The following is a 23,184-nucleotide window of genomic DNA, read 5'->3' as shown; positions in this document are numbered from 1 at the left end:
AAAATACCCTCATATCTAAGATACGAGGGTATTAAAATAAAAAACTTTACAGACGCAGTATGTGCATGAATAAATATATACTTTTAAAGATATATTTACAATACCTCTTTCATATTTTCATTTAACTCGTTGTGATCAACTTCATCAATTGCTGCTTTAGTACACTAAATATTTATGATCAAGAGACGATACAAAATAAAAAAGTCCGTATCTTGGGAAGCTACGGACTATAAAACTCATCTAAGCAACAGCTAAACAGTTTGTCGATTAGAGAGAAAACACTATCCTTTTAATCTAATTGAGTTATTAATTTAGGTCAACTTGAAATCCAACGTAGTGATAAAAAGCTACTTAAATGTGATACGTTTTACATTTCCACTCAAACACAACCTAAAATGAATATATTGTATTAAATTTAATAAAAACATATATCATCCGGCATATCATCATCGAATAAACTTTCAAGTTATTGACTCTAAATATTAAAACCAATCACCCAACTTTAAAAGTCGGATACTCTAGTTCTCAAACCTACATTTAAAATAGTGCTCTAAAATAGAATAATGATTAATCCCAGAAATAGTCTCTAAAGAGAATAACTCCTGATCTTGACCGCCTTTGTGCTCAAAATAATTTTGGCTTTGCCATCTCAACTCACTTAGCTCCAACTCTCCGCACAAAATCATACACGGAATATCCACACTCTCTTTGTGATAAATAGGGCTATATTTCAAAATATCGTCTTGTGATAAGTTTAATGCATGATTTAAATGAGTTTCTCGTATAGGTGCTAAATCATAGATACCACTTAATAAAACTGCTTCAGATAATAAAGGATGGCTTAAACATAATGCCCCGAGATGTGCACCTGCTGAATGGCCCACTAATAAAACTTCATCCGTTTTCCGATTCTGCTGTGCAATAAAATCGAGAGCTTTTTGAGTTTGAGCCACCATTTGTGAAATATGACTTTGAGGTGCCAAGTCATATTCTAAAAGTACACACTGCGCCCCTTTTGCTAAAATATACGGTGCAATAAAGGCAAAGTCCGATTTATCACACCACTGCCAATATCCCCCATGTATAAAAATGACGGTTCTATTGGCATGTTCTAAGGGGAAAAAATCCATCGTTGATCGATTCTGTGAACCATACTTTATATCTTTTATATGATGATAGGCTTGATAACTCAGCAAGCTTCTATATTGAAAGCTTGCTAGTATTTCACCTTCATTTGCTACCGTTGTAGCATTATCATATTGTCTCATATACCGATCACTTCAATGTTTCTTCACTAGAGTTGAGATTTAACTTTACGGTGGAACGTTTTAAGTAGAAGCAAAATATCAGAACAAGCACTAAAGGTACGCCAAACTGCAAAGTAGATTTAAACTCATTGGTAAACCAAGTGGTTACTGTAATACTCAAAATCGCAATAAAACCAAATAGTGAGATGAATCGACTGGCTGGAATTTTAAATTTTAGCTGTATGTTTTGCTGAGCCATATGCTTTCTAAAAAACATATGTGTCACAAAGATACTCCCCCAAGTGAACAACGCACCAAACATCGATAGCGCAATCATGATTGGAAACGCAGAAGCCGGATTAATTGTATAAACAATACTAGCAATACCAATCCCTACCGCGGAAAGCAACAGTGCATTTACGGGTACACCGTTACTACTAATTCGGCCAAAAACTTTTGGTGCATCGCCTGCACGTGACAAGCTAAACAACATACGAGTTGAGATATAAAGCATGCTATTCATTGCAGATAAGGCAGCTACAATTACAATAAAGTTTAAAATACTATCGGCATATGGAATACCAACAATCCTCATGACCATAACAAAAGGACTTGTTGCATCTGCTCCAATCAAAACCGTCCATGGCACCAAAGTAACGATTAGAAATAAGGACAATAAATAGAACAAAATGAGTCGGAGTGCGGTGCTTTTAAATGCCTTTTTTACTGCTTTTTCAGGGTCTTTTGCTTCACCAGCTGCGACGGCGATCATTTCTATACTTAAATAACTAAATATTGAAATAATGACACCAATCCATACCCCACTAAAGCCATTGGGGAAAAAGCCTCCATGCCCTGACAAATTAGTCACAACTTGCTTTGCGCCCTCCTTGCTTTGAGTCAAGATACCAATAGCCAAAAGAATAAACACGATAATGGCAAAAACTTTGATTGTGGAAAACCAGTACTCCACCAAACCAAAGGCTTTAACACTATAGGCATTTACAACAAGTAAGGTCAGTGAAAAAAATCCAATCCAGACCCAAGAGCCTACATTTGGAAACCAAAGCTTCATATAATCAGCTACAGCGGTAATCTCAGTGCCTACCGCCAGCACAATACAAGCCCAATAACAGTAGCGAACTAGAAAGCCAGCAAGTGGACTCATATAATGTTCTGCATATGCGCCAAATGAGCCCGAGGTAGGATGCTGAACCGTCATTTCAGCCAAGCAAGCCATAAGTGCAAATGCAATTAAACCACCAATCGCATAGCTGACGATGACTGCAGGACCAGCAAAGCTAATTGCAAATTTGCTTCCCATAAACAATCCGGTTCCAATTGCTCCACCAATGGCAATCATCCCCATCTGTTTTGCAGATAACTTTTTATGCAGCCCAGCTTCTCTATTTTGTATTTCATCAAAACTACTCATAGGCCCTCCTAGCCATTTGTTTTATTTTGATTCCTTAAAATCAGGTCACTTCACCGCGAACTAAATACTGCTTGTTTTTCCATTCACTATTCAGCATGGTTTCTTTTAAGTGCTGTACTGCATTCCAAATATCTTCAAACCCTAAGTACAAAGGTGTAACCCCAAATCGCAACACCGCAGGTTCCCGGTAATCACCAATCACACCACGTGCAATAAGCGCCTGAATAATTTCATAACCGAATTCATGGCGATAACTAACATGACTACCACGATATTTATGATCTAAAGGCGTAATTAACTCAAAACCAAATTCAGAGCATTCTTGCTGTACCAGTTGAATAAATAAGTCAGTTAATTTCAGCGATTTTTCACGGATTTTTTGCATATCAGCATGTAAGAAAATATCGACGCCGCATTCAATAAGGCTCATAGAAATAACTGGCTGAGTCCCACATAAATAACGACGAATACTATTCGCTGGTTCATAATGCTGGGCCATATCAAATGGCTTTTTATGACTCCACCAACCGGATAATGGTTGCCAGAACTGATCACGGTGTTTTTCATTGACCCAGAGCAATGCTGGCGAACCAGGCCCCCCATTTAAATATTTATAGGTACAACCAATCGCAAAATCACTACCGCTTTGGTTCAGGTCCATTGGAACGGCGCCAACGGAGTGACATAAATCCCAAATCACCAAAGCGTCTTTAGAGTGAATCTGCTCATTAATAGATGACATATCGTAGAAATACCCTGTACGGTAATTCACGTGAGAAAGAACTACTACAGCAACATCTTTCTCTAAAACCCGAGCTAAGTCTTCTACTCCATCAATTAGTTCAACCTGATAGCCCTTTTGAATTAAGTCAATGAAACCTTCAATAATATAAATATCTGTTGGGAAAGCCTCCTTTTCCGCAACGATGATTTTACGTTCAGGATTTTTTTCGGCCTGAATTTTTACCGCTGCTGATAAAACCTTAAATAAGTTCAGCGTAGTTGAATCTGAAATAACCACTTCGCTCTGTTCCGCACCAATTAGTTTAGCGACTTTGTCACCCAGTCTTGTTGGTAATCCCCACCAATCAGCCTTATTCCAGCTATTGATCAGATCTTCTCCCCATTCTTGGGAAATAATATGCTGAGCAACAGCCAAAGATTTCTTTGGTCTAGCACCTAAAGAGTTGCCATCTAAATAAATAACACCTTCTGGCAATGCAAATTCATCTTTAAATTTTTTGAGTTCATCTTCCTGATCCCAATACAAACACTGTTCACGAGTAATCATTTGGTATTGCACCTATTTCAACATTTCCTTTGTATTTGAATTTTATCACGTCAATTTGTACGATTTATTCGATAATATTTGATTAAAAACGGCTATTTTCGTATAGAATTCTAATTAAAATTAAAAAATATGGATGGAATTCGAAAATGAATGTAGATGCAATCGATCTAAAAATTTTGAAGTATTTACAAGATAATGCCCGCTTAAGCAACCAAGAACTTGCTGATCTCGTTAATCTTTCAGCCTCTGCTTGTCACAGACGAGTCAAGATTTTAGAAACCAACGGAATTATTGAAAAATATCAAGCGAAAGTTAACTACGAAAAATTAGGTATAAAAATTGAGGCCATGGTTGAAATTAAACTTGCTCAACTCACTGAAAATGATCACCAGTTTTTTTTAAGCCAGATCAAGAATTTTGATGAAGTGATTAATGCTTATATCATTACAGGCGAATCTAATTATGTTCTGCATGTCGCCACTAAAGATCTAAATTCTTTTTCTCACTTTGTTATTAATACACTCAATAAAATTAAAGGAGTGGTAAGCATTAATTCTAAGATTATCTTACAGAAAATTATACAAAAGCCACTGTAGACTATATGGTTAAATTAAAAATTATATTTAAAGAGCTTTTACTATGATCGAAACCGAACGTTTGATCCTAAGACAATGGAAAGAAACTGATGCTGCCCCCTTTATCGAAATGGGATTGGATAAAGATGTTATGCGTTTTTTTCCAAAGCTTTTATCTGCTACTGAAAGTATAAATTTAATTCAAAGAGCATCAGCCCTTATTGATGAAAAAGGTTGGGGATTTTGGGCTGTAGAATTAAAAGAAAGCCATGACTTTATTGGTTTTATTGGCCTACACGACCAACCAGAACAATTTGATTTTTCCCCTTGCATTGAAATTGGCTGGAGAATTGCGACAAAATTTTGGAAAAAAGGTTATGCCACAGAAGGAGCAAAAGCAGCATTAGACTATGCCTTCAATGTGCTTAATAAAGATAAAGTAGTTTCTTTTACAGCAACAGTGAATAAACCATCTCAAGCAGTGATGGAAAGACTAGGAATGCACAAAGTTAAATACTTCAACCATCCCAAGCTTCCAGACGAACATGCCCTACAAGAACATGTTCTTTATGAAATAAATAATCCTAAGTTTAAGTTATGAGTAAATCAAATATTGATATATTTCAAGCATTCCAATGAATTAAAAAATAAGATTATTCATCGAAGTCATAACCGACAGAAGTGGAATGTTCCCAATATTCATTAATTTTATCTGCAATAGCTTCCTTATCCATTGTAGTTAAAACATAGAAAAGTTTTGCTTCTTTGTTTTTTCTCAAAATTAATAGATTGTAATAGTCATATTCAGGGCCATTTAGTCCTAATGATGGCTGTTCTTCACAGTGCTTCTCAGCCTTGTAATGCCATTCAAGTTTATAAGTATCAATACCATTGGCGGCATTGATCACTATGCCGTCATTGGCTCCTCCAATAAATCCAATTTTCATTGCCTGCTCTAAATTGTTATTCGGATAATTTTTAATATAACTTTAAACAAGTACGGTTCAATTTATAAAATGTTTGCCAATACGTATCCTATGTAAATCAAAATAACGAGTTTATTACTTCATGGCACGTAAATATTCATAAGCCTCTTTTTCATTGCTCTCCAGATGAACTCTTGCTTCCGTCTCATCATTTAAAGTTTCATTTATTATTTTGGTACCTTCATAAGAGATTTGATGACCTATTTGAAAATCTGCTCCTAATGCATCAATTACGATAAACTTTCCAGCAGCGTTTGAAGCTATAAAAAAACTGTTGTTACGATAACCATATCTAATTGTATATAAGCCCACTTTTATTCCAACTTTTAATAATATTTAAATAATAATTCCATAGAGTTCATAGAAAAGCAAAAATACTTATCAAAAAATGAACCGAAAAATAAATATAAATCTATATTTCTAAAAGACTTTATTAGTCATTTTCCTCCTATTTTACTTCTATGAATATTTTCAAAAATTTTGTTCAAGCCCTACTATTAAGTAGTTTTATCATAAAGTACACCTTCAAAAAAGTAAGAGCAGATATATAGAAATTACCTTATGAAAAACATTATTTTACTTTTCTCTCAATATTGAGTAGTCCAAGCTTTAGGGGCACTATTGTTATCTACTCGTTTATTCACTACAGACCATTAGAATTTTAAAATGATGAAATAACAACAAATCAGTCCGTTTTCCCGACTTTAATGATTATAATCTTAAGCTGCTTTTCTTCCATGTATATTTTAGTTGGAGCTCTCAAAACATGAATAAAATAGTGCTTTTTGACATGGACGGAACTTTGTTAGATTTGGCTTTTGATGATTTTATATGGAACGAATGCCTACCTGAAAGACATTCTCAAACACATCAAATCTCTTTAACAGAAAGCCAAGAAATATTAAGTCAGTTTTATCGTAGTAATAAGCATACTCTTGCCTGGTATTCTTCAAAGTATTGGACAAAAACTACAGGCGTAGATGTTTTAAAACTTCAGCAAGAATTTCAACATAAAATTAAAACACGCTCAGGATGCATAGAGCTACTCAGTGGTCTAAAAGAACAAGGTTATCAATGCTGGTTAGTCACTAATGCAGACTGTGCAAGTTTACAATTAAAACTTGATAACATTCCTATTCAAGATTTTTTTGATGTGATTGTGTCTAGCGAACAAATTGGTCATGCAAAAGAAGACCTTCAATTTTGGCAAGAGTTACAACGTTTATATTATTTTGTACCAGAAACGACTATTTTTTTAGATGACACTCTTCCAGTTTTAAAAACTGCTGAAAAATTTGGTATAAGACACTTGTTTACTATCTTACAGCCCTCAACTCTTAAGAGTAAAAGGCAGTCACAAGATTTAGAGTATAAAGCTCTAGATCAGCTTACAGAGCTACTGTCTATTTTGAATCAAACTGATAGAAAGGATAATGATGTCAAAATTGCGTGAAAACGATGCTGTAGAAACCATGCGCGTTGACAAATGGTTATGGGCGGCACGTTTTTTTAAAACTCGTTCTATTGCTAAAGCAGCAATTGAAGGGGGAAAAGTACATCACAATAATGAGCGTGTAAAAGTTTCTAAAGAAATTCGTGTTGGGATGGAACTGGTTGTTCAGCAAGGTTTCGATAAAAAGACGATTGTTGTTAAAGCACTTTCCAACGCTAGAGGACCCGCTCCAGTTGCACAACAACTTTATGAAGAAACCGAAGTAAGTATTGCAAGACGGGAGTTGATTGCTTCCCAGCGAAAATTGCATAATCTAGCTCGACCTGACCATAGACCAAGTAAGAAAGATCGGCGACAAATCAATCGGTTTAAACAGGATAATGATCAACATTATGAAGACCATTGGTCTTATGATGATGAATAAAAACGTCGAGTTGTGTCGCACTCACATATACAATATATAGAAGCTAGAGAAAAAATCTGTCACTATTAGCCCTGTGAAACAAGTTGAGATTCAATGCATCCACTTGGGTTAAACGTGATGAACATAGAGTATTGAGGTTTTTGAGATGGATGAGAATAAAAGCAAAGCATTACAAGCCGCTTTGAGCCAAATTGAGAAGCAATTTGGTAAAAACACGGTTATGCGTCTCGGTGACAACACTGTTCAAGCAGTTGAAGCCGTATCTACAGGTTCTTTAACTTTAGACATCGCATTGGGGATTGGTGGTTTACCAAAAGGCCGTATTATCGAAATTTATGGTCCAGAATCTTCTGGTAAAACTACAATGACATTACAAGCAATTGCTCAATGTCAAAAGTCTGGTGGTACATGTGCCTTTATCGATGCCGAACATGCCCTAGATCCTCAGTATGCACGTAAGCTTGGTGTAGATATTGATAACCTACTTGTTTCACAACCCGACAACGGTGAGCAAGCACTTGAAATCGCTGATATGCTTGTTCGTTCAGGTGCGATTGATTTAATCGTTGTGGACTCGGTAGCTGCTCTTACACCTAAGGCAGAGATCGAAGGTGAGATGGGAGACTCTCACATGGGTCTACAAGCACGTCTTATGAGCCAAGCACTTCGTAAAATTACGGGTAACGCTAAACGTTCAAACTGTATGGTTATTTTCATTAACCAAATCCGTATGAAGATTGGTGTTATGTTTGGTAGCCCAGAAACTACGACTGGTGGTAACGCACTTAAGTTCTATGCTTCAGTTCGTTTAGATATTCGTCGTATCGGTCAGGTAAAAGAAGGCGACGAAATTGTTGGTTCAGAAACCAAAGTTAAAGTTGTTAAGAACAAAATGGCTCCTCCATTTAGAGAAGCTATTTTCCAAATTCTATATGGTAAAGGTACTAACCAATTAGGTGAACTTGTAGATTTAGCAGTTCAGCAAGATATCGTTCAAAAAGCTGGTGCATGGTATTCATACCAAGGTAATAAAATTGGCCAAGGTAAGAATAACGTAATTCGTTATTTTGAAGAAAATAAGCAAATAGCTGAAGAGATTGAGCGCAATATCCGTGAGCAATTGTTGACTACAGGTACAAATGGCGCAGTGCAAATTGAAGATGATGAAGAAGAACCAGATCTTTTATTAGAGTCTTAATTATACATAAGTCATAAAACGCCCTTCGGGGCGTTTTTTACAAGGAAATTTATATGTTCAAAAGAAACGATGAGCAATCTCAACAGCGCCCTCCTCTTACTGGCCAGCGCTTACGCTCATATGCTTTTGCTTTACTTACTCGCCGAGACTACTCTAAAGCAGAATTGATTGAGAAATTAGCTCGTTATGCACAAAATATAGAAGAAGTGAAACAACTTGTTGAAGAGTTATCTGAACAAAATTACCAAAGTGACCAGCGTGTTGCGGAATTAACATTGGCTAGCCAGATTCGTAAAGGCAAAGGTCCAAAACGCATTCAACAAGCTTTAAAAACAAAACAGATAGAAAATGATTTAATCGCCGATGAAATTCAAGAAATTGATTGGGTAGAACAGGCGTATCAACTTAAAGTTAAAAAGTTTGGAGAAGCCGTAGAGAAAGATCCAAAACTTAAAGCAAAACAGATCAGATTTCTACAATATAGAGGATTTGATTTAGATGTAATTTTAAAAGCGATCCAAAGAAAATTGGATTAAAAGAAAGGTGGCAGCCCCACTAGCAAAACTTCGGCACATCATAGATCTGCTACCGTTGCTACCTTCCGGTCCTGGCGGGGTTCACAGAGTACAATTGCGAAGCCACCAGCGGGGCTACCATTGCAAAACAAAGTATAGAGATTTTTAAAAGAGTTGCAACCCTTCTCTGTCTTTTTCAGCAAGTTTTTGTTTCGATTGATTAATTCATCAGCAAAAACAGCTTAAAACCCTAAAAATGTAATTTTCTGAACTTATGCTCTTTTCGTATTTTGCATAAAATATGCTTGAAGATTGTAAACTATCCTTGCATTTAAACTGTTAACTGCTTTAATTGCATTGATCAATGAAAAACCTTAGATATTTAGAGAATTGTTTTTTTATATTCCTGTATCAAGGTGGCTTTTATATAAAATTATGGATTTATACACATGCAAATGAAGAAGCATTCTTTATTATTTATTGCCTTAATGAGTACCACCTCTCTATACGCAAACATTCCTATCGAGTCTCGTGGTTTAAGTCAAAATGATGGTAGTGCATCTAATACTTCTTCAAGCAATATTTCAGTTCCTACAAATTTAAACTGGGAATTGATGCAAAAAAACCAACAATTAGAAAATGATGTCCGTACTTTAAGAGGTCAGTTAGAAGAACAAGCGAATGATATTGAGCAATTAAAGAAAGACCTTGCGAACCGCTATACTGATTTAGATCAACGTCTAGAATTGTTACATCAAAAAGTTGACCCTGACAGTGCTACACAAGAAGATAGCTCAAATACGACTGCTGATAGCACCACCTCTACTAATACAACAGCACCTCAATCTCAGCCTACAGATGGCAACAAAGTAGTTGCAGCTCCACCTACTCTAACCACCTCTGAACAACAACCTAGTGCACCCGTAACAAACGCTCAACCAATCACCGCTGCCCAAAATCAATCAAATCCACTTGAGTTAGAAAAAGCCGCTTATACAGTAGCTTTAGATGCTTACAAACAAGGTGGAGCAAAAAAAGCAATTGCTCCGATGCAAAACTTTATTAAAAACCATCCTAATAGTATTTATACAGGTAATGCCTATTTCTGGTTAGCCGAGTTTCATTTAGCTACAGACCCAGTGAACTACAATGAAGCGAAGAAGAACTACAATATTGTCGCTAGCCAATATCCAAACTCTAGTAAGGCACCTCGAGCACTGTATCAACTGTATAGTATTGCGAAAGATGTCGATAAAAATACTGTGTCAGCAAATCAATATAAGAACAAGCTACTTACTCAATATCCTAAATCTGAAGAAGTTAAATTCTTTAAGAAATAATTTAGACATAAAAAAAGACACTGTTAAAAACAGTGTCTTTTTTTATGTCTTATTAAAAATTAACGCACAATTCCGCGTTCAGATTGTTCAAGCGAGTCAATTAATAATTGAGCTTCCGGAACAGAAGGCAAAATTTCACTTTTAATTTGCTCAACAGCTTGAACAGAGGTCAATCCAGATTTAAATATCAATTTATAAGCTTCTCTTAAGCCCTGAATTGTATTTTTAGACCAACCTTTTCTTCGCATACCTTCAGTATTTATACCAAAAGCATGAGCAGGATTACCAGACGCCATAACATAGGCTGGTACATCTTTGAGAATTAGTGAGGCCCCACCAATCATGCTGTAAGAATCAATCTTACAGAATTGATGAATTCCAGAATTACCACCCACAATAACATGATCACCAATATGTACATGCCCAGCAACACCAACATTATTGGCAAAAATATTGTGATCACCTACGATACAGTCATGTGCGATATGTGTATTGACCATCAATAGGTTATGACTACCTATCTTAGTCAAGGAATTATCTTGCACAGTGCCTCTATGTAAGCTGCAATGTTCACGAATTAAATTGTTGTTACCAATTTCAAGCCAAGTTTCTTCACCTTTATATTTGAGGTCTTGGCAAACTTCACCAACACTTGCAAACTGGAAGATCTCATTATTTTGGCCAATTCTGGTAAAACCACCTACTACCACATGAGAATGTAATTTAGTACCAGCACCAATAGTTACTTGAGGACCAATAACACAATATGGTCCTATTTGAACATCTGCAGCAATCACTGCAGATGGATCAATAATGGCGGTAGAATGGATTAAATCGTGATTACTCATGCCTGCTCTGTTTTTTGGTGTGAAATCATAATCTCAGCGGTTGCTGCTACAATGCCATCAACGCTAGCTGTACAATTGTATTTGTAAATGCCGCGCTTCTGCATTACCAACTCAGATTTTAATACAAGTTGGTCACCTGCAACTACTTGTTTTTTAAATCTAACTCTTTCTGCACCAGCAAACAGGAACAAAGAACCCGGTTTTGGTGTTTCATTGTTCATAATAAAACCTAGAACGCCTGAAACTTGAGCTAGTGCTTCAACAATTAGAACACCAGGCATAATTGGATATTCTGGAAAATGTCCTTGTAGAAACTCTTCATTGATAGAAACATTTTTATAACCAACAATACTATTGTCAGTAACTTCAGTCACACGATCAACCAATAAGAATGGATAACGATGCGGCAAATATTGACGAATCGTTTGAATCTGCATTGGTAATTCAGGGATGGCAAATTTAGGTGTAGTTGACTCAGTCATAATATTCTATTTACGCAAATTAAAAGTTGATTCAAGAGACTCTATTTGAGCTTGTATATGATCAAGTCGTTTAGTGATTTGGGTCAATGGCACATCTGCTAATTGTCGCAAGCGTACAATTGTCTTTTTCCAATGACTATTTTCAAACAACCCAATTCCAGATGAATAAGTTCCTGCAACAGAAATATTTTTTGTGACCATTGACATTGCAGTAAAAGTCACTTTATCAGTAATTGAAAGGTGACCTGATACTCCACATGCTCCACCTAGAATACAGTTTTTGCCAATTTTTGTACTTCCAGCAATACCGCACTTGGCTGCAATAGCAGTATTTGAACCAATATGAACGTTATGTGCAATTTGCACAAGGTTATCAATAATTACCCCATCTTCCAAAATTGTATTATCAAGAGCCCCTCTATCAATACTACAATTTGATCCAATGCGGACATCATTACCAATGATAACTGAACCTAATTGAGCAATACGATGCCATTTTCCTTGATAGGGAGCAAAACCAAAACCTTCACCCCCAATCACAGTACTCGAATGTATACGCACACGATCACGTAATTTGGAACTGCCTGTAATAGTGACATGAGAATCGATAAAACAGTCTTTTCCAACTTCTACAAAGTCATCAAGTTTAGTATGCGACTGAATGACTGTGTTGTCGCCTACTACGCAATTTTCACCAATAACTACATAGTGTCCTATATATGCGGTTTCGGAAATAACAGCAGATGGATGAATTTGAGCAGTGCTTTCTATCCCCGTTAAGGAAACCTTTTTATCAAATACATGTGTAAGGATTGCAAATGCCAGATAAGGATTATCAACAATAATGAAATTATCTTTTTCAGGAAGGTGTTCTTTTAAAGCAGCTGTAACAATGAATGCTCCCGCGCGACTCGCTTTAGCTTGCTCAAGATATTTATCACCATTTACAAAAGTAAGATGATTAACATCTGCATTTTCTAAACTTGCTAGGTTTGAAAATTGGAGACTACCTTCACCAATTAGCTCACCTTTAACGAGGTGAGCTAATTCATCTAAACGATATTGTTGCACTTTCATTAATTTATTTCATTGAATTAACCTTTTGTATCATTTTATCAGTTAAATCATACTTAGCGTCATAGGCAACAGTTGAATTTTTATTCAAAATAAAGTCAAGATTATTTTCTTTTCGTAATTGCTCAGCAGCTTGCTTAACTCTGGTCTCAAAAGTTGTGTTCATACTTTGCAAGCTAGTTTGAACTCTAGACTGTAAACCCTGCTGCGTTGAATTAAATTCATTTAACTTTGATTGATACTGAGATTGTAATTTTTTAATCTCATCTTCTTTCATTTTTTGGCCTTGAGTTTGTGCTTGACGTTGAAGTCCTTCTAACTCTTTACCCAATTGCTCAAGTTTAGTCGTTGTAGGTTTCACAGACTGGTTTAAGCTTGCATTTTGTTGCTTCAAATAAGTACTACTTTCAACAACTTTAGCGAGATCAATTACACCATAACCAGCTGCATTAGCTGCTACTGAAGCCACCGTCAAGCCTAACCCTAACATTAATGTATTTAATTTTTTCATGTAAATTTCTTTCCTTATTTCGTTGTTCAATGAAGTCGTACTTAGAAAGTACGACCAATTTCAAACTGGATTTCTTTAGTTTCATCACCCGGTTTATCATTTAACGGGAATGCATAGCTAAGTGACAATGGTCCAATCATAGTAATCCAGGTTACACCCACACCCACGCTATAACGTAAGTTACCTAAATCGAAGCCGTAGTTATCTTCACAATATTTTTTAACATCTGAAATTGACTGACCATTAATAATCATGCCCTTTTTGCCATAAACAGTGTTATCGATATTACACTTGGTATCGAAGACCTGACCACCTTCAGCAAAGAGTACAGGACGTACCTGACGAGTCCAATCACCTTTAAATGGCATAGGCAATGCCAACTCAGTACCAAATTGAACTAGAGCATTACCACCAACATTTTCAGGTGAAGGATCATTTTTTTGGTTTTCTTGTAAATTTACACTGGCATATTTAGGTCCCAAAGTACTGTTGTCATAGCCTCGAACAGAACCGTAACCACCTGCATAAAAGTTCTTATAGAATGGTAAATCGTTACCATAACCAAGCTTACCATAACCACGAAGTACAAAGCCTGAATTACCAATCGGTAAGAATGCTTGCGTATCATAAGTTAGTTTTTGATAGTCAACATCACTGCCTGGTAAACCAATTTCAAGACCTACTCGGTGAGACATACCTGATGTTGGAAAAATCGGTCTATTTAACGTATTGTATGACCAACCTAAATTCAGGTTATAAGTAAAAAACTCACCTTCAAATGCACTTCTATAAGTTGACACTTTATCAGGTGGACAAGTTTCTCCAGTAGGGACATCTACTAAACAAGAAGTATTCGTTGAAGTAGTTTTTCCACCATTCGCTAACAAATAATCTCTTACATAAGTAGATACAAACTGTCCTGTAGTTACCTTAGTATTATCAATACCTACAGATGCACTTAAACTTTGGTTTTCATCAATTGGATAACCAAAACTTAAACTTCCACCAAAACTATCCGTTACATAGTTGTTAACGTTATAGTTATCATTTAACTTAGTTTTACGATAGTAAACGTTATAACCACGGCTTACTCCATCAATGGTAAAGTACGGGTCAGTAACACTTAAGTTGTAGTAGTCTTGAGTTTCTGAACGAGACAAATCAATTGCAACTCGGTTACCAGTACCCATAAAGTTGGTTTGACTAAGTCCCGCTTGGAAGGTAATACCGCCATTTTGCGAGTAACCTACCGCCAATGTGGTGGTACCTGAATGTTGCTCTTCAACATTCACATTCAAATCGACCTGGTCTGGTGAATTTGGGATACGAGCAGGCTTAATATCAACTGTTTTAAAGAAGCCTGTACGCTCTAAACGAACTTTAGACAAGTCAATTTTTTCATTACTTGCTAAAGCACCTTCCATTTGGCGCATTTCACGACGTAATACTTCATCGGAAGTTTTGCTATTACCAGTAAAGTTAATACGACGCACGGTCACTTGCTGACCTGGGTTTACATAGTAATTTAAGTCAACAACACCAGTTTCATTATTAATTTGCGGAACGATATTTACATCAGCAAAGTAATAACCAGCGTTACCATACTTACGTAAAAGTAATTGTTTAACCGCATTTACCTTTTCTTGTGAATAGGTATCGCCATCTTTATAAATTTTTAGGGCTTGTAATTCTTCAGGTTTATAAAGCGCATCACCTAAGAATTTAGTTTGACCAAATTTAAACTGGTTACCTTCCTCAACAGCAACTTCAATAAAGATATGTTTTTTATCTTCACTGATATTAAGCTGAGAATTATTAATATTGAAATTAATATAACCCTTGTTAAGGTACATTGCGCGTAATGCTTCAAGGCTTGCAGCCATTTTTTCACGCGCATAACGGTCATTACGTGTGACTACTGAAGCCCAACCACTTTCTTTAACAGCAAATGCTTGTTTGATTTCACTGTCTTTAAAAACAGTATTACCAATCACATTGATATCAAAAACTTTTGCTGGCGTCCCTTCGTTAAAATTAAGTTTTAATTCAACGCGGTTATTTGGTCGTGCAACGGTATCAACAGTAACGCTAGCATCATAACGACCTTGTTGAGTATATTGCTGCTCTAACTCTGTTTGAATGGTTTGCAAAGCAGATTTCTTAAAAACCTCACCCTCTGCAACACCCATTTTTTTAAGGCCTTGTTCCAACGCCTCTTTAGGAATAAGTTTATTACCCTTAAATTCAAGTTTTGAAATAATTGGGCGTTCAATAACATTAAAAACCAAAGTATCGTTATCTTTTGATGCTTTAATATCATCAAAAAGACCCGTGGCATACAATGTTCGAATTGCTTCGGCGATCATCGGTTCATTAACGCGATCGCCACTGTTGATTGGCAACATGGTATAAACATTTGCAGGAGTAAGACGGACTAACCCGTTTACACGAATATCTCTAACAACGAAATCATCAGCTGCATATGCTTGTTGTACCGCTGCCATAGCGCTAACAAGTGCCAAAGGCATTAAAAAATGTGTGTGCCGCATGCCAGTTTTTTCCAGTAAGTTATAAATCCATATACGTTTACAAACGCATAAAGTCATTAAATAAAGCTAAAAGCATCATACTACCGAGCAGTACCATACCAATTTTTAGACCAAACATTTGTATTTGTTCAGAAACAGGTTTCCCTCGAATAGCCTCAATAATGTAATACACTAGATGGCCACCATCTAACATTGGAATTGGTAATAAGTTTAAAATTCCAAGACTTACACTCATTAAAGCCATAAAGGAGATAAAAGTTTCCCATCCCATTTCTGCACTTTGTCCAGCTACTTTTGCAATGGTAATTGGCCCAGAAAGGTTTTCTAATCCAATTAATCCTTTAACCATTTTCACTATCGAATTCAAAATCATGCTAGAGATTTGGCCAGTTTTATCAAGTGCCATTTCAAAAGCTTGTATTGGAGTATATTGAATTGTTTGCTTATATTCGTCAGGAATTGTAATTTTTCCAGCATCACTTTTTACACCAAGGACACCATTGACCTGTCCCATATTATCCCGCTTTCCTTGCGGCATAACCTGTAAATGTACCAACTGCTCATGACGTAAAACATCAATATTAAGTAGTTTTTCTGGAGAACGCTGAACGACTTCAACTACATCAAACCAATCTTTCATAGGTTGACCATCAATCGCAACAATACGATCACCTACTTTCATGCCTTGACGAATTGCTGCACCATCTTCTGTTAAGTCTGTTACAACAGCAGGAATGATAGGACGATAAGGCAAGAAACCTAATAATTCCAGTGCAGAATCATTCTGGTTTTTTAAAAAATCTTTAATTGGTAATACAAAATTTTTCTCGGTACCTGCACGATCAACATCGATATTTACAGTACCTGTTTCACCCACACGATCAATTAAAGCAAAATTTAGTTTTTCCCAAGTTGTAGTCTCTTTTCCATCAACTGCAATAATTTTATCGCCTACATGTAACTGGGCAGCAGCAGCTGGAGAATTTGGAATAATTTTGCCAATTTTAGTATTTAATTGCTGTTGTGCTGGTAAAAACAAAACCCAAAAAAGAAGCACAGCAAAAATTAAGTTAATTAATGGCCCTGCAGCAACAATAGATATACGCTTCCATGGTTTTTGACGGTTAAAAGCATATGGTAGATCTTGTTCTGCGACATTACCTTCTCGCTCGTCTAACATTTTAACGTAGCCACCCAAAGGTAGAGCAGAAAGCTGATACTGAATACCTGACTTTTTAGATGTCCATTTAAGTAAGGTTGGGCCAAAACCAATTGAATAAATTAAAACTTTAACTCCAAGTTTTCGAGCGACCCAATAATGACCAAACTCATGAATTGCGATTAAAGGACCAAGTAAAAGAGCTGCTGCTGCAATCATAAAAAGCGCATTCATTTCAGCCTCCAATACTTGATATATATTTCTGAGCTATAGACCGAGCCACTTTATCTTTATCTAAAATGCACTCAATGCTCTCAGCTGCTGCATTCTCTAAATCTTGCAAAGTATGCTCTACCACTTGTGGAATATGTGTAAATCCAATCCTTTCCTTTAAGAATGCTTCAACAGCAATTTCATTTGCCGCATTCAAAATGGTAGGTGCCAAACCACCTGCACGCATTGCTTGTCTTGCCAAAATCAATGCAGGAAATTTTTGGGTATCTGGCGCCTGAAAATTAAGTTGAGAATACTCAAATAAATCTAAAGCAGGAACGCTTGTTTGTAAACGCTCAGGCCATGCTAATGCATGTGCAATCGGCGTACACATATCAGGATTACCCATTTGTGCTAATGTTGAACCATCAACATATTGCACCATAGAGTGAATAATACTTTGTGGATGAACAACAACTGTAACAAAATGTTCAGATATTGAAAATAAATGACACGCTTCTATCAACTCCAACCCTTTATTCATAAGAGTAGCTGAGTCAACTGAAATTTTTTGCCCCATTGACCAGTTTGGATGTTTACATGCCTGTTGGGGGGTTACATGTTCCAACTGTTCTAGAGAATGATTTAAAAAGGGACCACCAGATGCGGTTAGCAGTATTTTGGATACGCCTAATTGCGGTTGCCCAGTTCTATCGACTTGTAAATAGTTATGAGGTAATGACTGAAAAATAGCATTATGTTCTGAATCTACTGGTAATAATAATGCCTGATGATCAAGAGCAGCTTGCATCATGATTTCACCAGACATAACTAATGCTTCTTTATTTGCAAGCAATACTCGTTTACCTGCTTTAACAGCTGCCAAAGTAGGTAATAAACCAGCCGCACCTACAATTGCAGCCATCACAACATCAACATCTGCATGTGATGCAATATCAACCAAACCATCTTGTCCAACTAAAATATCAATACCCTGTATATTTTGTTGAACAAATGATGTTTTTAGTTCAGCTATTTTGTGTTCAGGAACAACAACAACTTTAGGATGGAACTGTTTGCAGATTTCAACAAGTTCAGAAATTCGACTATGCGCCGAAACTGCAAAGACTGAATACTTATCTGGATGTTGACTTAAAATTTTTAAGGTACTTTGCCCAATAGAACCGGTTACACCCAATATGCAAACAGATTGTGTCATCTATAAATCTACACCAATAAGCTTTAATATATACATTCCCGTTGCAAAAATCGGGGCTGCTGCGAGTAAAGAATCAATACGGTCCAGTACACCACCATGACCTGGCAAAACACGGCCAGAATCTTTAATACCAGCACGGCGTTTAATCATTGATTCAAATAAATCACCTAATACTGAACCAAATACTGTGATTAAAGACAAGATCAGGAATAAAAGTTGTTGAACCCAAGTTAGATTTAAATATTGATATTGCACTACAAGCATGACAATAACTGTAGTGAGAATACCACCATATAAACCTTCTACTGATTTGTTAGGACTTACTGTAGGTGCCAATTTTCTTTTACCGAATTTACGACCTACAAAGTAAGCTCCACTATCTGCACCCCATACAAGCAAGAACAAATACATCAACCACCATGGTGAGCTTTGCCATACTACAAATATCGCAGTCACTGCTGCACAGATAAGAATTAAACCAATGACATAAAGGGTCGCGTTATACCACCCATCAAATTCAGGAAAAGACTTGACCCAATAAACACTAACGAGCCAAGTTAAAATTGAAGCAGACCATAGCAGTAATGCAATGTCATGAAAGAATAAGGCAACGCCTGAAACAAAGGCAACTAGTAGACCATAACCCCATGCTTTAGGCTTTACTACGGCGCCAGCTTCATGAGGCATTAACTTATACCACTCATACCCCGCCACCGCTGCTGCTACAATCATAAGTACCAACATTGGATAATGTGATTGCGTAGCAAACATACAGCCTAAAACAACTGCAACAAGTACCAATGCGGTAACAATCCGCTCTAACATTATAAATTCTCGATTTTCTCTTGCTGAATTTGTTCAGATGTTTTACCGAAACGACGTTCACGCCCTGAAAATACATTCAATGCATGATCGAATTCCTCGACTGTAAATTCCGGCCACAAAGTATCCGTAAAATACAGTTCCGCATAAGCTGCTTGCCATAACAAGAAGTTAGATATACGGAAATCTCCACCTGTACGGATCAACAAGTCCACAGCTGGCAGATCGTTTAGACTGACATATTTTTCGAACAAATCAACATTTATTTGATCAGCGTCAATTTCACCACGTGAAACTGCTTGGGCAACTTGTTTAGCTGCATTTGCAATATCCCACATACCACCATAGCTAATCGCAATGGTTAATGTCATGGTGTCATGATGTACTGTTTGTTGCTCTGCATCTTCCATTAAGGCAACTAAATGTGAAGGTAATCTAGAACGATCCCCTATAAAACGCAAAGCAATATTGAATTTCTTCATGCGAGGTATTTGCTCATGAATGGTTTCTTCAAGAAGCTTCATAAGCAGATCGACTTCATATTGTGGTCGATTCCAATTTTCACTCGAAAATGCAAAAACAGTTAAAGCACGGACACTAGTTTTTATACAATGTTCAACAATAGGATCAAGAATATTTTTACCTTCTCGATGCCCATCACCTTTTTGCATTTGATTTTTCTTTGCAAAGCGGTTGTTGCCATCCATAATGATGGCAACATGCTTAGGAAGATGATACTCTTCTGATTCGGTCATAAAATTAGACCTTCATCAATTCTGCTTCTTTCGCTGCAAGACGCTTATCTACTTCTGCAACATATTTATCAGTGATTTTTTGGATATCATCACCTGCACGACGCTCATCATCTTCAGAGATTTCTTTCTCTTTCAATAATGCTTTGATATCACCTAAAACATCACGACGAATGTTACGAATAGCAACTTTTGCATTTTCAGCTTCACTGCGTGCAACTTTCTGCATATCACGGCGTGTTTCTTCAGTTAAAGCTGGTAAAGGTACACGGATTGAATCAGCAGTAATTGGATTCAAACCTAAATCACTTTCACGAATTGCTTTATCAATAGCAGATACCATTGTACGTTCAAACGGTTGAACGATAAGCGTACGAGAATCTTCAACACCAACGTTCGCTACTTGGTTTAAAGGCACATCAGAACCATAGTAAGGAACCATTACCCCATTTAAAATTGATGGGTGTGCACGGCCGGTACGAACTTTAGCAAACCCTTGTTCCAAAGACTCAAGAGTTTTCATCATACGCTGTTCGCTGTCTTTTTTCAGATCGTTAATCATATGATCTTCCTTACTTATTTATTCAAGGATGTATATAACAAATTTAATTTAGCGCTAGTATAAAGAGCTTTGCAGCACACGTACATTATTTAGTAACGCGTGTACCCTCTTTTTCACCCATTACAACTGATAAAAGCGCACCAGATTTATTCATATCAAATACTTGCAATGGCACATTGTGGTCACGACATAAGCAAATTGCTGTTAAATCCATAACACCTAACTTCTCATCTAACACCTGATCAAAGGTTAAATGATCGTATTTCACTGCATCTTCGTATTTGCTAGGGTCTTTATTATAAACACCGTCTACTTTGGTTGCTTTCAAAATTAAATTTGCTTCAATTTCAATACCACGTAGACATGCTGCTGTATCAGTTGTAAAGAATGGATTACCTGTTCCCGCAACGAAAACACAAACTTCGCCCTGGCTTAAATGACGGATTGCATCACGACTTGAATATGACTCTACAACAGTACCAATTGGTAATGCAGACATAAGACGAGTTCTAATGTTTCGACGCACCAATGCATCACGCATTGCCAAACCATTCATGACAGTTGCAAGCATACCCATCTGGTCACCTGTTACACGGCCAACCAAGCCATCTTTTTGTAACTGGCTACCACGATATAAGTTACCGCCACCCACAACGATACCTACTTGCACACCCAAGCCTACCAAATGCGCAATAGAAAGTGACATCTGATCTAAAACTTGAGCATCAATACCCATATCTTTATTACCTGATAAAGCTTCACCAGATAATTTTAATAAAATTCGTGAATAACGGGGGCTGATTGTTTCCGCCATGATTTTGCTCCAAGACCTCTTAAACTGAATGCTTTTTGAATCGCGATTCGATTAGACCGATTTAATTTTAATTAACTTTGCAAATAAGTCGTATTCATCCGCATCGGTAATTTCGACTTCCAACATATCGCCTGGTTGAATCGTGCTCTTATCGATATCTTCTACAAAGACATTACCGTCAATTTCCGGAGCATCGGCATAAGAACGTGCAACAGCAACAGGATATTCATCTTCCAAACTATCGACTAATACAGTCATTGTTTGACCAATACGTTTTTGTAATTTGGCAGCAGATATTTGCTGCTGCACTTGCATAAAGCGCTCGTAACGCTCTTGCTTAATTTCTTCTGGCACATGATCTGGTAAATCATTTGCCGTAGCGCCTTCTACTGGTGAATAGGTAAAGCACCCTACACGATCAAGTTGAGCTTCAACCAACCAATCGAGCAAAATCTGGAAGTCTTCTTCAGTTTCGCCTGGAAAACCAACCACAAAAGTAGAACGGATTACAAGATCAGGGCATTTTTCACGCCATAATTTAATTTTTTCTAAAGTATTTTCACTATGCGCCGGACGTTTCATTAATTTAAGAACACGTGGGCTTGCATGTTGGAAAGGAATATCGAGGTATGGCAAGATTTTACCTTGAGCCATCAAATCGATTACTGCATCAACATGTGGATATGGATATACATAATGTAGACGAACCCAGATTCCAAGCTGACCAAGTGCTTCACACATGTCAAAGAATTTGGTTTTTACAGGTTGTCCATTCCAGAAGTCCAGCTTATATTTAGTATCTACACCATAAGCTGAAGTATCTTGTGAAATAACCAAAATTTCTTTCACACCTGCGCGTTTTAATGCGGCAGCTTCTTCTAATACGCTACCAACCGGACGTGATACTAAATCACCGCGCATGCTTGGGATGATACAGAAGGTACAACGATGGTTACAGCCTTCAGATATTTTCAAATAAGCATAATGTTTAGGTGTTAAACGGATACCTTGCTCAGGAACAAGATCAATAAACGGATTATGTTTAGGCGGTGCTGGCACATATTCATGTACAGCTTCCATAACGTCCTGGTAAGCTGCTGCACCAGTGACTTTTAAAACATTAGGGTGCAATTGACGAATTTTATCTTCGTCTTTACCCAAACAACCTGTAACAATAACTCGGCCATTTTCACTCATGGCTTCGCCAATTGCATCTAACGATTCTTGTACTGCAGATTCAATAAAACCACAGGTATTAACAACAACTAAATCAGCACCATCATAATCTGATGCAACTTGATAACCTTCAGTCTTTAACTGAGTTAAAATTCGTTCAGAATCTACCAATGCCTTAGGACAACCTAAAGAAACAAAACCGACTTTGGGGGTCTTCATGAATCTGCGCTCCACTTGAATGCGCGTATTGTATGTCTTTTCTCGCCTCAAGCATAGGTGGAAACCCCACTCTTTGTGTAATGCACCAAAATACAACCAATATTTGCACCAAAACTCAATATTGCACCAAGTTGGATCATGATATTATTGGTATATACATCCATATTTTTGACCAAAAGATATTAAGAACGATTTTAGAGCGCTTTAACTACGCTTGAAACCTTAAAATAATCCATAAACAAAGTTGGCGTACATTTTGCATCATGCATGTTCTATAACGGTGAAAACCGATAACTAATGAAGATGCCATTGCGCCATTT

At 36.9% G+C, this 23,184-nt stretch carries 24 protein-coding genes and 1 other RNA gene; 7 read left to right on the top strand and 18 right to left on the bottom strand.

Annotation, left to right across the window (positions count from 1 at the left end; all coding sequences use genetic code 11):
* Positions 1-518: 518 nt before the first annotated feature.
* Genes ACH8JV_RS12520 through kynU form a run of 3 tightly spaced genes read right to left on the bottom strand, consistent with a single transcriptional unit; the run spans position 519 to position 3,973 of the window.
* The gene (locus ACH8JV_RS12520; RefSeq protein WP_396521549.1) at positions 519-1,268 is read right to left on the bottom strand and encodes an alpha/beta hydrolase; all 750 of its coding nucleotides are present in this window, start codon (positions 1,266-1,268) and stop codon (positions 519-521) included.
* Positions 1,269-1,275: 7 nt separating this feature from the next.
* Entirely contained in the window at positions 1,276-2,682 is a 1,407-nt protein-coding gene (locus ACH8JV_RS12515; protein WP_311070741.1) for an amino acid permease, read from the bottom strand.
* Between the two features lie 40 nt (positions 2,683-2,722).
* Positions 2,723-3,973, bottom strand: a complete 1,251-nt coding sequence (gene kynU / locus ACH8JV_RS12510) for a kynureninase (protein ID WP_396521547.1) — start codon at positions 3,971-3,973, stop codon at positions 2,723-2,725.
* A gap of 146 nt (positions 3,974-4,119) precedes the next feature.
* Between kynU and gigD the strand changes: the two genes are divergently transcribed.
* Both gigD and ACH8JV_RS12500 read left to right on the top strand, forming a co-directional pair.
* Positions 4,120-4,569 carry an Lrp/AsnC family transcriptional regulator GigD gene (gene gigD / locus ACH8JV_RS12505; protein ID WP_396478948.1) on the top strand — a complete coding sequence of 150 codons (450 nt, stop codon included), beginning with the start codon at positions 4,120-4,122 and terminating at the stop codon, positions 4,567-4,569.
* Between the two features lie 43 nt (positions 4,570-4,612).
* Entirely contained in the window at positions 4,613-5,149 is a 537-nt protein-coding gene (locus ACH8JV_RS12500) for a GNAT family N-acetyltransferase (RefSeq protein WP_396463112.1), read from the top strand.
* Positions 5,150-5,201: 52 nt separating this feature from the next.
* On the opposite strand, the gene ACH8JV_RS12495 is transcribed toward ACH8JV_RS12500, so the two are convergent.
* Both ACH8JV_RS12495 and ACH8JV_RS12490 read right to left on the bottom strand, forming a co-directional pair.
* Entirely contained in the window at positions 5,202-5,495 is a 294-nt protein-coding gene (locus ACH8JV_RS12495) for a hypothetical protein (RefSeq protein WP_004708422.1), read from the bottom strand.
* A 114-nt stretch (positions 5,496-5,609) separates the two neighbouring features.
* Entirely contained in the window at positions 5,610-5,846 is a 237-nt protein-coding gene (locus ACH8JV_RS12490; RefSeq protein ID WP_057066151.1) for a hypothetical protein, read from the bottom strand.
* Between the two features lie 454 nt (positions 5,847-6,300).
* Between ACH8JV_RS12490 and ACH8JV_RS12485 the strand changes: the two genes are divergently transcribed.
* The 4 genes from ACH8JV_RS12485 (at position 6,301) to ACH8JV_RS12470 (ending at position 9,145) form a co-directional block, all read left to right on the top strand.
* Positions 6,301-6,987, top strand: a complete 687-nt coding sequence (locus tag ACH8JV_RS12485) for an HAD-IA family hydrolase (protein WP_263613885.1) — start codon at positions 6,301-6,303, stop codon at positions 6,985-6,987.
* Complete coding sequence (locus ACH8JV_RS12480; RefSeq protein WP_263614985.1) at positions 6,971-7,411, top strand: RNA-binding S4 domain-containing protein; 441 nt, start codon at positions 6,971-6,973, stop codon at positions 7,409-7,411. The genes ACH8JV_RS12485 and ACH8JV_RS12480 overlap by 17 nt, the downstream gene beginning before the upstream one ends.
* A gap of 145 nt (positions 7,412-7,556) precedes the next feature.
* Positions 7,557-8,609, top strand: coding sequence for a recombinase RecA (gene recA, locus ACH8JV_RS12475; RefSeq protein WP_263613886.1), 1,053 nt, complete (start codon positions 7,557-7,559; stop codon positions 8,607-8,609).
* A 53-nt stretch (positions 8,610-8,662) separates the two neighbouring features.
* The gene (locus ACH8JV_RS12470; RefSeq protein ID WP_311087458.1) at positions 8,663-9,145 is read left to right on the top strand and encodes a regulatory protein RecX; all 483 of its coding nucleotides are present in this window, start codon (positions 8,663-8,665) and stop codon (positions 9,143-9,145) included.
* A 14-nt stretch (positions 9,146-9,159) separates the two neighbouring features.
* Here the strand turns inward: ACH8JV_RS12470 and ffs are convergent.
* An RNA gene (gene ffs / locus ACH8JV_RS12465) (signal recognition particle sRNA small type) lies at positions 9,160-9,256 on the bottom strand.
* Positions 9,257-9,573: 317 nt separating this feature from the next.
* Between ffs and ACH8JV_RS12460 the strand changes: the two genes are divergently transcribed.
* A complete protein-coding gene (locus ACH8JV_RS12460) occupies positions 9,574-10,464 on the top strand; it encodes a YbgF trimerization domain-containing protein (RefSeq protein WP_396521545.1) in 891 nt (296 codons plus the stop codon).
* Positions 10,465-10,523: 59 nt separating this feature from the next.
* Here ACH8JV_RS12460 and lpxA read toward each other — a convergent pair whose 3' ends face one another.
* The 12 genes from lpxA to rimO form a co-directional block, all read right to left on the bottom strand.
* Positions 10,524-11,312, bottom strand: coding sequence for an acyl-ACP--UDP-N-acetylglucosamine O-acyltransferase (lpxA, locus tag ACH8JV_RS12455; protein WP_263613889.1), 789 nt, complete (start codon positions 11,310-11,312; stop codon positions 10,524-10,526).
* Complete coding sequence (gene fabZ / locus ACH8JV_RS12450) at positions 11,309-11,794, bottom strand: 3-hydroxyacyl-ACP dehydratase FabZ (RefSeq protein ID WP_000140523.1); 486 nt, start codon at positions 11,792-11,794, stop codon at positions 11,309-11,311. The genes lpxA and fabZ overlap by 4 nt, the downstream gene beginning before the upstream one ends.
* A 6-nt stretch (positions 11,795-11,800) precedes the next feature.
* Positions 11,801-12,871, bottom strand: a complete 1,071-nt coding sequence (gene lpxD / locus ACH8JV_RS12445) for a UDP-3-O-(3-hydroxymyristoyl)glucosamine N-acyltransferase (RefSeq protein ID WP_396521543.1) — start codon at positions 12,869-12,871, stop codon at positions 11,801-11,803.
* Positions 12,872-12,875: 4 nt separating this feature from the next.
* Positions 12,876-13,379: an OmpH family outer membrane protein gene (locus tag ACH8JV_RS12440; protein WP_263613891.1), complete on the bottom strand. Its 504-nt coding sequence runs from the start codon at positions 13,377-13,379 to the stop codon at positions 12,876-12,878.
* A 41-nt stretch (positions 13,380-13,420) separates the two neighbouring features.
* Positions 13,421-15,928: an outer membrane protein assembly factor BamA gene (gene bamA / locus ACH8JV_RS12435; protein WP_396521541.1), complete on the bottom strand. Its 2,508-nt coding sequence runs from the start codon at positions 15,926-15,928 to the stop codon at positions 13,421-13,423.
* A 37-nt stretch (positions 15,929-15,965) separates the two neighbouring features.
* The gene (gene rseP, locus ACH8JV_RS12430) at positions 15,966-17,321 is read right to left on the bottom strand and encodes an RIP metalloprotease RseP (protein ID WP_396521539.1); all 1,356 of its coding nucleotides are present in this window, start codon (positions 17,319-17,321) and stop codon (positions 15,966-15,968) included.
* Between the two features lies 1 nt (position 17,322).
* Positions 17,323-18,519 carry a 1-deoxy-D-xylulose-5-phosphate reductoisomerase gene (ispC, locus tag ACH8JV_RS12425; protein WP_396521537.1) on the bottom strand — a complete coding sequence of 399 codons (1,197 nt, stop codon included), beginning with the start codon at positions 18,517-18,519 and terminating at the stop codon, positions 17,323-17,325.
* Complete coding sequence (locus ACH8JV_RS12420) at positions 18,520-19,344, bottom strand: phosphatidate cytidylyltransferase (protein ID WP_304400411.1); 825 nt, start codon at positions 19,342-19,344, stop codon at positions 18,520-18,522. It abuts the gene before it with no gap.
* A complete protein-coding gene (gene uppS / locus ACH8JV_RS12415) occupies positions 19,344-20,096 on the bottom strand; it encodes a polyprenyl diphosphate synthase (protein WP_396521535.1) in 753 nt (250 codons plus the stop codon). Before uppS ends, ACH8JV_RS12420 begins: the two co-directional genes overlap by 1 nt.
* 4 nt (positions 20,097-20,100) lie before the next feature.
* On the bottom strand, positions 20,101-20,655 hold the full coding sequence (gene frr / locus ACH8JV_RS12410; protein ID WP_002049637.1) for a ribosome recycling factor: 555 nt from the start codon (positions 20,653-20,655) through the stop codon (positions 20,101-20,103).
* Between the two features lie 85 nt (positions 20,656-20,740).
* Positions 20,741-21,469 (bottom strand): UMP kinase, encoded by a 729-nt coding sequence (gene pyrH / locus ACH8JV_RS12405; RefSeq protein ID WP_000852257.1) that lies wholly within the window; start codon positions 21,467-21,469, stop codon positions 20,741-20,743.
* Positions 21,470-21,520: 51 nt separating this feature from the next.
* The gene (gene rimO / locus ACH8JV_RS12400) at positions 21,521-22,864 is read right to left on the bottom strand and encodes a 30S ribosomal protein S12 methylthiotransferase RimO (RefSeq protein WP_396521533.1); all 1,344 of its coding nucleotides are present in this window, start codon (positions 22,862-22,864) and stop codon (positions 21,521-21,523) included.
* Between the last annotated feature and the right edge of the window lie 320 nt (positions 22,865-23,184).

The sequence above is a fragment of the Acinetobacter sp. ABJ_C5_2 genome (assembly GCF_044538485.1).
Lineage (GTDB): Bacteria > Pseudomonadota > Gammaproteobacteria > Pseudomonadales > Moraxellaceae > Acinetobacter > Acinetobacter nosocomialis_A.
The sequence above is the reverse complement of the archived record's forward strand: the minus strand, read 5'-3'. Positions and strand labels throughout refer to the sequence as shown.

Coding starts and splice junctions, on each gene's coding strand:
- ACH8JV_RS12520 (WP_396521549.1), bottom strand. CDS start 1,268: ATGAGACAATATGATAATGCTACAACGGTAGCAAATGAAGGTGAAATA.
- ACH8JV_RS12515 (WP_311070741.1), bottom strand. CDS start 2,682: ATGAGTAGTTTTGATGAAATACAAAATAGAGAAGCTGGGCTGCATAAA.
- kynU (WP_396521547.1), bottom strand. CDS start 3,973: ATGATTACTCGTGAACAGTGTTTGTATTGGGATCAGGAAGATGAACTC.
- gigD (WP_396478948.1), top strand. CDS start 4,120: ATGAATGTAGATGCAATCGATCTAAAAATTTTGAAGTATTTACAAGAT.
- ACH8JV_RS12500 (WP_396463112.1), top strand. CDS start 4,613: ATGATCGAAACCGAACGTTTGATCCTAAGACAATGGAAAGAAACTGAT.
- ACH8JV_RS12495 (WP_004708422.1), bottom strand. CDS start 5,495: ATGAAAATTGGATTTATTGGAGGAGCCAATGACGGCATAGTGATCAAT.
- ACH8JV_RS12485 (WP_263613885.1), top strand. CDS start 6,301: ATGAATAAAATAGTGCTTTTTGACATGGACGGAACTTTGTTAGATTTG.
- ACH8JV_RS12480 (WP_263614985.1), top strand. CDS start 6,971: ATGTCAAAATTGCGTGAAAACGATGCTGTAGAAACCATGCGCGTTGAC.
- recA (WP_263613886.1), top strand. CDS start 7,557: ATGGATGAGAATAAAAGCAAAGCATTACAAGCCGCTTTGAGCCAAATT.
- ACH8JV_RS12470 (WP_311087458.1), top strand. CDS start 8,663: ATGTTCAAAAGAAACGATGAGCAATCTCAACAGCGCCCTCCTCTTACT.
- ACH8JV_RS12460 (WP_396521545.1), top strand. CDS start 9,574: ATGCAAATGAAGAAGCATTCTTTATTATTTATTGCCTTAATGAGTACC.
- lpxA (WP_263613889.1), bottom strand. CDS start 11,312: ATGAGTAATCACGATTTAATCCATTCTACCGCCATTATTGATCCATCT.
- fabZ (WP_000140523.1), bottom strand. CDS start 11,794: ATGACTGAGTCAACTACACCTAAATTTGCCATCCCTGAATTACCAATG.
- lpxD (WP_396521543.1), bottom strand. CDS start 12,871: ATGAAAGTGCAACAATATCGTTTAGATGAATTAGCTCACCTCGTTAAA.
- ACH8JV_RS12440 (WP_263613891.1), bottom strand. CDS start 13,379: ATGAAAAAATTAAATACATTAATGTTAGGGTTAGGCTTGACGGTGGCT.
- bamA (WP_396521541.1), bottom strand. CDS start 15,928: ATGCGGCACACACATTTTTTAATGCCTTTGGCACTTGTTAGCGCTATG.
- rseP (WP_396521539.1), bottom strand. CDS start 17,321: ATGAATGCGCTTTTTATGATTGCAGCAGCAGCTCTTTTACTTGGTCCT.
- ispC (WP_396521537.1), bottom strand. CDS start 18,519: ATGACACAATCTGTTTGCATATTGGGTGTAACCGGTTCTATTGGGCAA.
- ACH8JV_RS12420 (WP_304400411.1), bottom strand. CDS start 19,344: ATGTTAGAGCGGATTGTTACCGCATTGGTACTTGTTGCAGTTGTTTTA.
- uppS (WP_396521535.1), bottom strand. CDS start 20,096: ATGACCGAATCAGAAGAGTATCATCTTCCTAAGCATGTTGCCATCATT.
- frr (WP_002049637.1), bottom strand. CDS start 20,655: ATGATTAACGATCTGAAAAAAGACAGCGAACAGCGTATGATGAAAACT.
- pyrH (WP_000852257.1), bottom strand. CDS start 21,469: ATGGCGGAAACAATCAGCCCCCGTTATTCACGAATTTTATTAAAATTA.
- rimO (WP_396521533.1), bottom strand. CDS start 22,864: ATGAAGACCCCCAAAGTCGGTTTTGTTTCTTTAGGTTGTCCTAAGGCA.